Raw genomic sequence first — 13247 nt, 5'->3', positions numbered from 1 at the left:
CATGAGACGATCATTGGCCGGTGCCGCGATGACCGTCATGTTAGCGCTAACATCAGCGGCCTGCGGCGGTGCGGAAGAACCCGTCGACGGTCCGGTCACCATCAGCATGTGGACGCGCGCCGCCACCCAGGCGCAGAGCGAGCGCCTGGTCAAGGCCTACAACAGCACGCACAGCAACCAGGTGAAGCTGACCGTCATCCCGACCGACAACTACCAGCCGCGCATCGCGGCGGCCGCGGGTGCCGGGCAGCTTCCCGACGTGTTCGCCTCGGACGTCATCTTCGTCCCGAACTACACCTCGCAGGGGCTGTTCCTGGACATCACCGACCGGATCGCCGCGCTGCCGTACAAGGACGCGCTGGCGCCCTCGCACATGAGTCTCGGCACGGTGGACGGCCGCCGGTACACGCTGCCGCACACACTCGACCTGTCGGTCTGGTTCTGGAACAAGGACCTGTACGCCAAGGCCGGGCTCGACCCCGAGAAGGGGCCGGCGACGCTCAAGGAGTTCGCCGAGCAGGCCACCGCCGTACAGGAGAAGCTGGGCGGGGACGGCACCGTGCACGGCACGTTCTTCGGAGGCAACTGCGGCGGCTGCTACGTGTTCACCTTCTGGCCCTCGGTCTGGGCGGCCGGCGGCCAGGTCATGGACGCCGGGGGCACGACCTCGCTCAACGACCGGCCGGCCATGACCGAGGTCTTCGAGATCTACCGCGACCTGTACGAGAAGAAGGTCACCGGCCCCACCGCGAAGGAGGAGCAGGGCCCGACCTGGACCGGCTTCTTCCCCAGGGGCGGGATCGGCGTCATGCCGATGCCCTCCACCACGCTCGGCCAGATGCCGGCGGACATGGAGATCGGCGTCGCGCCCATCGCGGGACCGGACGGCGGGGAGTCCACGTTCGTCGGCGGCGACTCCGTCGGCGTCTCCTCCACCACGAAGCACGCCGACGCGGCCTGGGAGTTCCTGGCCTGGACGGTCTCCGACGAGGCGCAGATCGAGGTCATGGCCAAGAACAAGGACGTGCTCGCGCGCACCGACCTGGCCGGCAACAAGTACTCCGCGGAGGACCCGCGGGTGGTGCTGATCAACTCGCTGGTCGCCAAGGGGCGGACGCCGTACGCGCTGCGCTTCGGGCAGACCTTCAACGACCCGCAGGGCCCGTGGCTGCGGCTGGCCCGCGAGGCGGTCTTCGGCGACGTCTCCAGACTCCCGCAGCTCAACGCCGAGATCACGAAGTCGCTGCAGCAATGACGCTGCTCCTCACCCGGCCCGGGGACCGAAGGACCTCCGCCGCGCCGCCCGCCTGGTGGCGCGGCAGGTCCGCGCAGGGCTGGCTGTACGCGGCGCCGGCCGCCGCCGTCGTGGGCGCGCTGTTCCTCGCCCCGCTGGTGCTGGTGGCCTGGATGTCGCTGAACCGCTGGCCCCTGCTCGGCCCCGCCGCGCTCAACGCCCCCGGCAACTACCTGAAGATCTCCGACAACCCGCTGTTCCTCGACTCCGTGCTGTTCACGCTCAAGTACACCGCGATCACCACGGTGCTGCTGTCGGGGCTCGCCCTCGGCCTGGCCCTGCTCGTGCAGGAGCGCAGGCCGGGCGTGGGCTTCTTCCGCACGGCGTTCTTCCTGCCCGGCGCGGTCGGCTTCGCCGCGGCCGCGCTGCTGTTCTACGGCATGCTCAACAACGACTTCGGCCCCGTCGACCCGATCCTGCAGGCCCTGGGCATCACCGACGAGCCGGTCAAGTGGACGGGCACACCGGACATGGCGCTGTTCTCCACGATCGCGCTGGTGCTGTGGCGCTTCGCCGGGTTCAACATGCTCATCCTGCTCACCGGGCTGCAGGCGATCCCGGTCGAGGTCTACGAGGCGGCCAGGAGCGACGGCGCGAACCGGTGGCAGATCTTCACGAAGATCACGCTGCCGCTGCTGCGGCCCACCATCGCGCTCATGCTCATCCTCAGCGTCACCGGGTCGCTGCTGGCGTTCGACCAGTTCTTCATCTTCACCAACGGCGGCCCGGACAACAGCACGGTGTCCATGGTCATGGTCATCTACCGCGACGCGTTCTTCCGCTTCGACCTGGGCGGGGCGGCCGCGCTGTCGGTGGTGCTGCTGGTGGCGCTCGTCGCGCTCAACGCGCTGCAGATGCGGGTGCTGAGGAGGCCGGAGTGAGGTACTACACGACGGTGTCGGCGCTGGCCGTGCTGTTCCTGTTCCCGCTGGTGTGGAGCGGCTGGGCGTCGCTGGAGGAGCCGGGGAACTACCTGGAGATGGCCCGCTTCGGCGAAGGGCTGGACACCTACGCGGCCAACAGCGTGCTGGTGTCGGCCATGACGGTCACGGGCACGCTGGTCGTCTCGGCGCTGGGCGGGTACGCCTTCGCCCGCTTCGACTTCCCCGGCAAGAACCTGCTGTTCCTGGTCACGCTGGCGATCCTCATGGTGCCGTACGCGACGATCCTGATCCCGCTGTACGTGCTGCTCGGCTACCTGGGCCTGCAGAACTCGCTGACCGGGCTCTCGCTGGTGTTCGTGATGTTCCAGCTCCCGTTCGCGCTCTACATGATGCGCAACGCCTTCGAGGCGGTGCCGCGCGAGCTGGAGGAGGCGGCGCTGGTCGACGGCTGCGGCACGTTCCGCGTCTTCCTGCGGATCCTGCTGCCCGCCGTACGGCCGGGCCTGGTCACGGTGGGGCTGTTCGCCTTCCTCGCGTCGTGGAACGACTTCTTCGCCCCGCTGATCCTGCTCAACGACGGATCGTCGTTCACCCTGCCCGTCGCCGTGGTCAACATGACGCAGCGCACCTTCGGCGCCGTCGACTACGGCATGCTGCAGGCCGGGGTGATGGTCACGGCCGTCCCGTGCCTGATTCTCTTCGTCGTCCTGCAGCGCCACTACGTGCGCGGATTCATGTCTGGAGCCTTGCGTGGCTAGTCCTGTCCTGCCGTCCTCGGGTGTGCTGTCCCCTCTCGGTCTCGACGCGGTGCGGCTGGCACCCGGCTTCTGGGGCGACCGGGTCCGGCTCAACCGGGAGGTGGTGATCGCGCACTGCCGGGAGTGGATGGAGAAGGAGGGCTGGATCGGCAACTTCCGCGGCGCGCTCCCCCGGCGCGGCAGGGAGTTCAGCGACTCGGAGATCTACAAGCTGCTGGAGGCCATGGCCTGGGCCGATCATCCGGCCCTGCCCGGCCTGGCCGCGACCGTCGCCGCCGCGCAGGAGGACGACGGCTACCTCAACACCCGCTGGAGCCGGGCCCGCTACACCGACCTGGAGTGGGGCCACGAGCTGTACTGCCACGGGTACCTGATCCAGGCGGGCGTCGCCAGGCTCAGGACGCACGGCGAGGACGAGCTGACCCGGGCCGCGAGGCGGGCCGCCGACCACGTCTGCCGGCGGTTCGCCGGCGGCGGGGAGGTGTGCGGGCACCCGGAGATCGAGATGGCGCTGGTCGAGCTCTACCGGGCCACCGGCGCCGAACGCTACCTGGAGCTGGCCGCCGGGTTCGTGGCGCGCCGGGGCGGGCCGGCGCTGGCGGAGATCCCCTTCGGCCGCGCCTACTTCCAGGACGACCTGCCCGTACGGCAGGCGCCCGTGCTCCGCGGCCACGCGGTGCGCGCGCTCTACCTGGCGGCCGGAGCCGTGGACGTCGCCGTCGAGACCGGGGACCGCGGGCTGCTGGAGGCCGTGGAGGCCCAGTGGGAGCGCACGGTCGCCGCGCGCACGCACCTGACGGGCGGCATGGGCTCGCGCCGCACCGACGAGTCGTTCGGGGACGACTTCGAGCTGCCGCCGGACCGCGCCTACGCGGAGACCTGCGCCGGGATCGCCTCGATCATGCTGGCGCACCGGCTGCACCTGGCGACCGGGAAGGTCCGCTACGCCGAGCTGGCCGAGCGGACGCTGTACAACGTGCTCGCCACCGCGCTCGCGCTGGACGGGCGGTCGTTCTTCTACGCCAACCCGCTGCAGGTGCGGGTGCCGGCCGAGCCGCCGGCCGGGGTGAACCACTCGGCCGAGGGCGGACTGCGGTCGGCGTGGTTCGACGTGTCGTGCTGCCCGAACAACATCGCCCGGACGCTGGCCTCGTTCGCGGCCTACGTAGCGACCTCCGACGCGGACGGGGTGCAGATCCACCATCCGGCGGCGGGCGAGATCCGGCACGGCGGGCTGGTGCTGCGGGTGGAGACCGGGTACCCGTGGTCGGGCGGGGTGGTCGTGCGGGTGGTCTCGGGGGGCGCGGGGCGGATCTCGCTGCGCGTCCCCGCCTGGGCCGAGGGGGCCGTGGTCGCCCGGACCGGCCCTGCGGACCCGCGGCCCCGGTCCGCGCCGCCGGGCTACGTCGCGCTCGACGGCCCCTGGCGGGCCGGTGACGAGATCCGGCTGGACCTTCCGATGACGCCGCGATGGACCTTCCCGGACCCTCGCATCGACGCGCTGCGCGGGACGGCGGCGGTCGAGCGGGGACCGCTGGTTTACTGCGCCGAGTCGGTGGGCGACCGGCCGGACCTCGCCGGGCTCACCGCGCGGCTCGCACCGCCGGTCGAGCACGTCGCGGACGGCGTCGTGGAGCTGGAGATCAGGGCGTCGTCCCGCCCGCCGGCCGGGGCCGGGTGGCCGTACGGCCCGGAGCGGCGGGACGCCGGGGACGGCGAGGAGACCGCCGTGCGGCTGGTGCCGTACCACCGGTGGGGCAACCGGGGGCCGGCCGCCATGCGCGTCTGGTTGCCGGCCTGACCCGTCCCCTCCGCCGTCCGGGCTCCGGCTGGGCGAAACGTTTTATCACGGGTGCCGACAGGCCTCTCACCCCGCCGCGGCGCCGCCGCGGGTCTCCCCGTCCGGGGAGGGGCCCGTCGATCTGCGGGGCACCAGGGTGGGGGTGACGGAGAAGCGCACGGCGGACGTGCGTCCCCCGATGCGCTCCAGCAGGAGCCGCCCCGCCGTACCGCCCATGGTCGCGCCGTCCTGGTCGACGCTGGTCAGCGAGATGTGGGCCAGCGCGGCCGTCCGGGTGTTGTCGTAGCCGGCCAGGGATATGTCGCCGGGGACGGCGAGGCCGGCCTCGTGGATGGCGGCGAGCGCGCCGAAGGCGGCCAGGTCGGCCCCGGCGAAGAGGGCCGTCGGGCGGGACGGGCGGGCCAGGAGCTCGCGGGCGCCCAGGTAGCCGCCTTCCTCGGTGTAGGAGGTGGTCGCGACGGCGACCTCGTCCGCCAGGCCGTGCTCCTCCATCACCCGCCGGTAGGTCCGGGCTCTTATGGTGTGCAGCAGTTCCGCGGGGCGCACGCGGCTGCCGTCCTTCTGCGAGATGTGCGCGATGCGGCGGTGGCCGAGCGCGAGGAGGTGCCCGACGACCAGCTCCGCGCCGGTCTCGTCGTCGTCGAACACCGAGTCGTAGACCGCCGACCGGTCGTGGCGTCCGAGCACCACCAGCGCGGTGGTCCTGGCGGTCTCCTCCAGGTCCGCCTTGGAGGCGAGCGGGGCGATCATGAGCATGCCGTCCACCTGCCGGTCCGTCAGGGCCTCGACGGCCCGGCGCTCCGCCTCCGGGTCGGCGCCGCCGCCCTGGACGATGATCGCCTGGTAGCCGGTACCGGCGAGCTGGTCCATGAGCCCGTCGAGGACATCGGCGAAGAAGGGGTTCCTGATGTGCGGCAGGAGCACACCGACGGTGAAGGTGCGCCCCCGCATCGCGCGCGCCGCGGCGTGCGGGCGGTAGCCGAGCTCGTCGATGGCGGCCTGCACCTTCTCGCGCATCGCCGGGCTGACGCCGTAGGCGTTGCGCAGCACCTTCGAAACGGCGGTGGTGGAGACCTGGGCGTGGCCGGCCACGTCGGCGATCGTCACGCGGCGCCGTCGGTCGTACGCGGTCATGGGGGTTCCCTTCGTCGGCAGGGCTGTTCGACCAGCTCCAGAGGGATGATCGCATGGGTAACGTTACCCGTTTTTTTCCACTTTTTGGAAGAAAGGGCGTAATACACCCCGGTTACGATCGGGAATCGTTACCCATGACCACTCTTGACGCCCCTTCCGGGGGACGCCTAGGTTGACTCGCGTCGGGGGTCCCTTAAAACGATTCAACAAACCTGGAGGGGCACTATGCAGACCTCTCGTCGCACCATGGGGACGGCCCTGGCCGTCCTCACGATGGCGGCACTGACCTCCTGCGGCTCGGGCTCGGAGCCCGCCGCCGACGGCACGGTCACCCTGTCCTTCCTCGTGGACAACAGCCAGGCGACCCTGGACACCGCCAAAGTGCTCGCGGACACCTTCACCAAGGGCAACCCGGCCATCAGGGTCGAGGTCGAGACCCGGCCCGGAGGCACCGAGGGCGACAACATCGTCAAGACCAGGCTCTCGACCGGCGACATGTCGGATGTGTTCTGGTACAACTCAGGGTCGCTGCTCCAGGCGCTCAACCCGGCCCAGACCATGGTCGACCTCACCGGCGACCCGGTGCTCAAGAACGTCCAGAAGGACTACCTCCCCGTGGTGACGCAGGGCGGCAGGGTCTACGGAGTGCCCGCCGGCACGGCCCTGGGCGGCGGCATCCTGTACAACCGCAAGGTCTACGAGAAGCTCGGCCTGAAGGCGCCGACGACCTGGGCCGAGTTCACGGCCAACAACGACAAGATCAAGGCGGACGGGACCACCCCGGTCATCTCGACCTTCAAGGACACCTGGACCTCGCAGCTGTTCGTGCTGGGCGACTACTACAACGTCCAGGCCGCGGTGCCGGACTTCGCCCGGGACTACACCGCGGGCACGGCCACGTTCGCCACCACCCCGGCCGCCCAGGCGGGTTTCGAGCACCTGGCCGAGGTGCACGCCAAGGGGCACCTCAACGAGGGCTTCGGCTCGGCCACCAGCGAGCAGGGCCTGAAGATGCTGGTGGAGGGCAAGGGCGCGCACTACCCGATGCTCAGCGCCATGCTGCCGCCGCTGCTGAAGGACTACCCCCAGGCCGCCACCGACATCGGCTTCTTCGGCATCCCCGGCACCGACCCGGCCAAGAACGGCACCACCATCTGGGAGCCGCCGGGCATCTACATCGCCAAGAGCACCGAGCACCCGGACGCCGCCAAGAAGTTCCTGGCCTACATCGCCTCGCCCGCCGCGGCCGACGCGGTGAACAAGGTCGTCCAGCCCGCCGGGCCGTACCGCATCGAGGGCGCCAGGCTCCCCGACGACGCGATCCAGGTCGCCAAGGACCTGCAGGCCTACATCGACAAGGGCGCCACGGCCCCCGCCCTGGAGTTCCTGTCCCCGATCAAGGGCCCGGCCCTGGAGCAGATCACCGTCGCGGTCGGCTCGGGGCTGACGCCGCCGGCCGAGGGCGCCGCCCAGTACGACAAGGACGTGGCCAAGCAGGCCAAGCAGCTGGGGCTCGAAGGGTGGTGACCGGGCACCGGCCGGACACCAGGGACGCCGGACCCCGCAGCGCGGGGTCCGGTCTCCCGGCGCGGCGCGCGCACGCCACCCGCGCCCGGCGGAAGACCGGCCCCGCCTACCCCTACGCCCTCTACCTGCCCGCCGCCCTCGTCTACACGGTGATCTTCCTGGTCCCGACGGCGATGGCCTTCTACTTCGCGCTGACCCGCTGGACCCTGTTCGACAGCGAGTTCGTGGGCCTGGACAACTTCCGCGACTTCCTGGCCGAGCAGAACCTGAGCATCGGCTTCCGCAACACCGTCGTCTACGCGGTGGTCACCAGCGCCCTGAAGGTCGTGATCGGCCTGGGGCTGGGCGTGCTGCTCACCTCGAAGCTGCGGCTGCGCGGGTTCCTGCGCTCGCTGGTGTTCTTCCCGGTCCTGGTGTCCACGGTCGCGGTCGGCATCACCTTCAGCGTGCTGCTCAAGCCCGACACCGGCCTGGTCGACAAGGCCCTGGCGCTGGTGGGGATCTCCGGCCCGGACTGGCTGGGCGACGCGAGCACCGCGCTGCTGTCGGTGGCGCTGGTGGACGTGTGGAAGGGCGTGGGCCTGGCCACCGTCATCTACATCGCCGGGATCCTGTCCATCCCGACCGACTACTACCAGGCGGTCGCCGTGGACGGCGGCGGCGCATGGCACCGGTTCCGGCACGTCACGCTCCCGCTGAGCTGGCCCGCGACCTACTCGGTGATCATCCTGTCGTTCATCGGAGGACTGCGCTCCTTCGACCTGATCTGGACGATGACCCGCGGCGGACCCGGCTTCACCAGCGACGTCATCGCCTCGATCATCTACAAGCAGTACCAGGCCGGCTTCTACGGCCTGTCGACGGCGGGCAACGTGCTGCTGTTCGTCGTCGTCACCGCCATCGTCGTCCCGCTCAACTGGTTCCTGGGCAGAAGGCAGGTCTCCCCGTGAAAAACCTGCGCAGGGCCGGCGCCGAAGCGGCCGCGCTCGCCGTGGCCGCGGCCGTCTTCCTCGTGCCCTTCTCCTTCATGCTGCTGACCGCCGTCAAGGACGACAAGCAGGCCGCCGACCTGGACTTCTCCTGGCCGACCAGCTGGCCGGTCGTGAAGAACGTCATCGAGGTGGTCTCGGCGCGGGACTACGTGCTGCTGCGCGCCTACGTCAACAGCACCGTCCTGACCGTGGCCTCGGTGGCGCTGATCGTGGTGTGCGCCGCGATGGCCGGCTACGTCCTGCAGCGCCGGGCCGGGAGGATCGGCACGCTGGCCAACTTCCTCGTGCTGTCCGGGCTGATCATCCCGCCGGCGATCGTGCCGACCATCTGGCTGCTGCAGGCGCTGGGGCTGTTCAAGACGCTTCCCGGCCTGATCCTGGTCGAGGTCGCCTTCGGCCTGTCGTACGCGGTGCTGCTGTTCCGCGCGTTCATCGCGGCCATCCCGCGCGAGCTGGACGAGGCCGCGATGATCGACGGCTGCGGCGGCCTGACCCTGTTCTTCAGGGTGATCTTCCCGCTGCTCAAGCCGGTGACGATCACCGTGATCCTCACCCAGTCAGTGGCGATCTTCAACGACTTCGTCAACCCGCTGTACTTCCTGCCCGGCGACGACAACGCCACCGTGCAGGTCACCCTCTACAACTTCCAGAGCCAGTACAGCACCCAGTGGAACCTGCTGTTCATGGACATCGTCCTGATCACCATCCCGCCGCTGCTGGCCTTCGTCTTCTTCAACCGCAAGATCGTCGCCGGCATGACCGCCGGCGCCGTCAAGGGCTGAGCACCCGTCAAGGGCTGAGCACAAGGAGCACCGCGCCCGTGACCTTCCTGCACGTCGCCGCCCCCGGCTACGAACACCACCGCGTTCCCCTGGGCATCGGCGAGAGCGCCCCGCGCCTGTCGTGGACGGTCGAGACCGACCTGCCCGGCTGGCGGCAGCGCGCCTACGAGATCGAGCTCAGCGACGGGACGGCCACGGGCCCGGTCGAGTCCGGGCGGTCGGTCCTGGTCGGCTGGCCCGGCACGGAGCTGGCCTCGCGCGAGCGGCGCGGGGCACGGGTCCGGGTGCACGGGCAGGACGGCTCCGTCAGCGACTGGAGCCCCTGGTCGTGGGCGGAGGCGGGACTGCTGGAGGCGGCGGACTGGCGGGCCGTGCCCGCGGCTCCGCCGCGGGAGCTGCTCGGCGCGCCGGACGGCCCCGCGCCGCTGCTGCGGCGCGACTTCACGGTGCGCGGCCCGGTGGACCGGGCGCGCCTGTACGTCACCGCGTACGGCCTGCACGAGACCGAGATCAACGGCACGGTCGTCGGCGACGAGGTGCTCGCACCCGGCTGGACCAGCTACTCCCACCGGCTGCGCTACCGCACCCACGACGTCACCGGGCTGCTGCGCGAGGGCGGCAACGCCGTCGGCGCCACCCTGGCCGACGGATGGTACCGGGGCCGGGTCGGGTTCGAGGGCGGCAGGACCCGGGTGTACGGCGACCGCACCGCGCTGATCGCCCAGCTGGAGATCACCTACACCGACGGCACGACCGACGTGGTGGCCACCGACGGGAGCTGGCGCTGCGCGCCCGGCCCGGTCACCGCCGCGAGCCTGTACGACGGCGAGCGGCACGACGCCCGGCTGCTGCCGCCCGGCTGGTCGCGGCCCGGCTTCGACGACGCCTCCTGGCTGCCCGCCGACGCCCTGCCGTACGACCCCGCCCGGCTGGTCGCGCCGGCCGGGCCGCCGGTGCGCCGGGTGGAGACGCTCGCTCCCGCCGAGGTGACCGTCTCCCCCTCCGGGCGGACGATCCTCGACTTCGGCCAGAACGTCTCCGGGCGGCTGCGCATCCGCGTGCAGGGCCCGGCCGGGCACACCGTCACGCTGCGCCACGCCGAGGTGCTCCAGGACGGCGAACTGTGCGTCCGGCCGCTGCGCGCCGCCGACGCCACCGACGTCTACACCCTGCGCGGCGGCGGCGTGGAGGAGTGGGAGCCGCGCTTCACCCTGCACGGCTTCCGCTACGCCGAGGTCGGCGGCTGGCCCGGCGCGTTCGACCCGGCCTGCGTCCAGGCGGTCGTCTGCCACACCGACATGGAGCGCACCGGCTGGTTCGACAGCTCCGACGGCGACCTGAACCGGCTCCACGACAACGTGCTGTGGAGCATGCGCGGCAACTTCGTCGACGTCCCCACCGACTGCCCGCAGCGCGACGAGCGCCTGGGCTGGACCGGTGACATCCAGGTCTTCGCCCCCACCTCGGCCTTCCTGTACGGCTGCGCGGGCATGCTGGCCTCCTGGCTGGCCGACCTCGCGGCCGAGCAGGCCGAGCTCGGCACGGTCCCGGTCTACGTGCCCTGGATCCAGTTGCTCTTCCCCACCGAACCGGTCGCCGCCTGGGGCGACGCCGCCGTCGTCGTGCCGTGGACGCTGTACGAGCGCTACGGCGAGGAGGGGCTGCTGCGCACCCAGTACCCCAGCATGAAGGCCTGGGTCGACCAGTGCGCCGGCCGCGCCGGGGACGGCCGCCTGTGGGACACCGGATTCCAGCTCGGCGACTGGCTCGACCCCGCCGCTCCCCCGGACCGCCCCTTCGAGGCCCGCACCGACCGCGCCCTGGTCGCCACCGCCTGCCTGGCCCGCTCGGCCCGCCTGCTGGCGCAGGCCGCCGCCGTCCTGGGCGAGGAGGAGGACCACCGCCGCTACGGCGGGCTCGCCGACCAGGTGGGCGCGGCATTCGAGGCCGAGTACGTCTCGCCCTCCGGCCGCCTGGTCGGCGACTCGCAGACCGCCTACGCCCTCGCCCTGCAGTTCGACCTGATCGCCGGGGCCGGCCGCCGTGCCCGTGCGGGCCGGCGCCTGGTCGAGCTGGTGCGCGAGAGCGGCCACCGCATCGGCACCGGGTTCGTCGGCACCCCGCTCGTCTGCGACGCCCTGGTCGCGGCCGGCGCCGTCGACGACGCCTACCACCTGCTCATGCAGCGCGAGTGCCCGTCCTGGCTGTATCCCGTCACCATGGGGGCGACCACGGTCTGGGAGCGCTGGGACAGCATGCTGCCCGACGGCACCGTCAACCCCGGCGACATGACGTCCTTCAACCACTACGCCCTGGGCGCGGTCGCCGACTGGCTGCACCGCACGGTCGCCGGTCTGGCGCCCGCGGAACCGGGGTACCGGCGCATCCTGGTGCGCCCCCTGCCCGGCGGGGGCCTGCGGCACGCCTCCGCCGCGCACCTGACCCCGTACGGCAGGGCGGAGGTGCGCTGGCGGCGCGCGGCCGGACGCTTCGAGCTGGAGGTCGTCGTCCCCGCCGGCGCCACGGCGACGGTGGTCCTGCCCTCCGGCCCCGGGAGCCGGATCGAGGTCGGCGCGGGGCGCCACCGCTTCGAGGACGCGTTCCGCGACGCCGCCGACGACCCCGTCGCCGAGCGGCCCGGGTTCTTCGGCCCGCCGGACCCGCAGCGGGACGGCGCCGCCGGCCTGGCCGTCCAGGATGCCTGAGGCGGCCCCCCGGAGACCGGGGAGGCCCGGTACGGCAGGTCTCCGCGCCGTACCGGGAGCGCACCGCCCGGCCTTTCCTCCGGGCCCTCGTGCACTGTCCCGGTCCGCCGGATAGTATGAGCGCCAACGGCTTTAAAACGTTTTACATTCACCCCAGCACGGCCCCCGGGGAAACGGAGTCATCACCATGAGCCATCTGGACCAAGCCGCCCGCGACGGCGTCGCGCAGGCGCTGCGGGAGCAGCGAATCGAGACCCCGTCATGGGCGTACGCCAACTCCGGCACCCGGTTCAAGGTGTTCCCCCAGCAGGGCGTGCCCCGCGACCCGTACGAGAAGATCGCCGACGCGGCCGTCGTGCACCGGCTGACCGGCGCGGCCCCCACCGTGGCGCTGCACATCCCCTGGGACCGGGTGGACGACTACGCCGACCTCGCCTCCTACGCCGGGGGGCAGGGCGTCGTGCTGGGCGCGATCAACTCCAACGTCTTCCAGGACGACGACTACAAGCTGGGCTCGGTGACCAACCCGGACCCGGGCGTGCGCCGCAAGGCCGTCGACCACCTGCTCGAATGCGTCGACATCATGGACGCCACCGGCTCGCGCGACCTGAAGCTGTGGTTCTCCGACGGCACCAACTACCCCGGCCAGGACGACATCCGCGACCGCCAGGACCGGCTGGCCGAGGCGCTGCGCGAGGTCTACGACCGCCTCGGCGCGGACCAGCGGATGCTCCTGGAGTACAAGCTGTTCGAGCCGGCCTTCTACACCACCGACGTGCCCGACTGGGGCACCGCCTACGCCCACTGCCTGGAGCTCGGCCCCAAGGCGCAGGTCGTCATCGACACCGGCCACCACGCGCCGGGCACCAACATCGAGTTCATCGTGGCGTTCCTGCTCCGGCAGGGCAGGCTCGGCGCCTTCGACTTCAACTCCCGCTTCTACGCCGACGACGACCTCATGGTCGGCGCGGCCGACCCGTTCCAGCTCTTCCGGATCATGAACGAGATCGTGCAGGCCGACGCGCTGCGGCCGGAGTACGGCATCGCGTTCATGCTCGACCAGTGCCACAACATCGAGCCGAAGATCCCCGCGATCATCCGCTCGGTGATGAACGTCCAGGAGGCCACCGCCAAGGCCCTGCTGGTGGACCGGGAGGCGCTCGCCGCGGCCCAGCGGTCGGGCGACGTGCTCGGCGCCAACGCCGCCCTGATGGACGCCTACAACACCGACGTGCGGCCGCTGCTGGCCGAGCTCCGCGCCGGTCTCGGCCTCGATCCCGACCCGATCGCCGCCTACGCCCGCTCCGGCTACTTCGAGAAGATCGCCGCCGAGCGCGTCGGCGGGCGGCAGGCCGGCTGGGGCGCCTGAG

The 13247-nt window shown here is 71.7% G+C and carries 10 protein-coding genes; 9 read left to right on the top strand and 1 reads right to left on the bottom strand.

From position 1 onward, the window contains the following. Position 1 precedes the first annotated feature (1 nt). The 4 genes from FHS22_RS08670 to FHS22_RS08655 are packed head-to-tail and all read left to right on the top strand — an operon-like array spanning position 2 to position 4737. Positions 2–1255, top strand: coding sequence for an ABC transporter substrate-binding protein (locus tag FHS22_RS08670; protein ID WP_184939967.1), 1254 nt, complete (start codon positions 2–4; stop codon positions 1253–1255). Continuing rightward, complete coding sequence (locus FHS22_RS08665) at positions 1252–2175, top strand: carbohydrate ABC transporter permease (RefSeq protein ID WP_184939965.1); 924 nt, start codon at positions 1252–1254, stop codon at positions 2173–2175. The genes FHS22_RS08670 and FHS22_RS08665 overlap by 4 nt, the downstream gene beginning before the upstream one ends. Then, positions 2172–2936 carry a carbohydrate ABC transporter permease gene (locus FHS22_RS08660; protein WP_184939964.1) on the top strand — a complete coding sequence of 255 codons (765 nt, stop codon included), beginning with the start codon at positions 2172–2174 and terminating at the stop codon, positions 2934–2936. The genes FHS22_RS08665 and FHS22_RS08660 overlap by 4 nt, the downstream gene beginning before the upstream one ends. Then, positions 2929–4737, top strand: coding sequence for a glycoside hydrolase family 127 protein (locus tag FHS22_RS08655; protein ID WP_184939962.1), 1809 nt, complete (start codon positions 2929–2931; stop codon positions 4735–4737). Before FHS22_RS08660 ends, FHS22_RS08655 begins: the two co-directional genes overlap by 8 nt. A gap of 66 nt (positions 4738–4803) precedes the next feature. On the opposite strand, the gene FHS22_RS08650 is transcribed toward FHS22_RS08655, so the two are convergent. After that, positions 4804–5871 carry a LacI family DNA-binding transcriptional regulator gene (locus FHS22_RS08650; RefSeq protein ID WP_184939961.1) on the bottom strand — a complete coding sequence of 356 codons (1068 nt, stop codon included), beginning with the start codon at positions 5869–5871 and terminating at the stop codon, positions 4804–4806. A gap of 225 nt (positions 5872–6096) precedes the next feature. Here FHS22_RS08650 and FHS22_RS08645 point away from each other — a divergent pair, with 225 nt between their 5' ends. The 5 genes from FHS22_RS08645 (at position 6097) to rhaI (ending at position 13246) form a co-directional block, all read left to right on the top strand. Beyond that, positions 6097–7398 (top strand): ABC transporter substrate-binding protein, encoded by a 1302-nt coding sequence (locus tag FHS22_RS08645; RefSeq protein ID WP_184939959.1) that lies wholly within the window; start codon positions 6097–6099, stop codon positions 7396–7398. After that, complete coding sequence (locus FHS22_RS08640; protein WP_221473397.1) at positions 7395–8348, top strand: ABC transporter permease subunit; 954 nt, start codon at positions 7395–7397, stop codon at positions 8346–8348. Before FHS22_RS08645 ends, FHS22_RS08640 begins: the two co-directional genes overlap by 4 nt. Continuing rightward, positions 8345–9172, top strand: coding sequence for a carbohydrate ABC transporter permease (locus FHS22_RS08635; RefSeq protein ID WP_221473396.1), 828 nt, complete (start codon positions 8345–8347; stop codon positions 9170–9172). The genes FHS22_RS08640 and FHS22_RS08635 overlap by 4 nt, the downstream gene beginning before the upstream one ends. 38 nt (positions 9173–9210) lie before the next feature. Then, complete coding sequence (locus FHS22_RS08630; RefSeq protein WP_338047662.1) at positions 9211–11877, top strand: glycoside hydrolase family 78 protein; 2667 nt, start codon at positions 9211–9213, stop codon at positions 11875–11877. A 187-nt stretch (positions 11878–12064) separates the two neighbouring features. Next, positions 12065–13246, top strand: coding sequence for an L-rhamnose isomerase (rhaI, locus tag FHS22_RS08625; RefSeq protein ID WP_184939958.1), 1182 nt, complete (start codon positions 12065–12067; stop codon positions 13244–13246). Position 13247 lies beyond the last annotated feature (1 nt).

This window comes from Thiemannella venezuelensis, from assembly GCF_014203605.1.
Taxonomy (GTDB): Bacteria; Actinomycetota; Actinomycetes; order Streptosporangiales; family Streptosporangiaceae; genus Planomonospora_A; species Planomonospora_A venezuelensis.
This window is presented reverse-complemented; position numbering and strand designations above follow the sequence as displayed.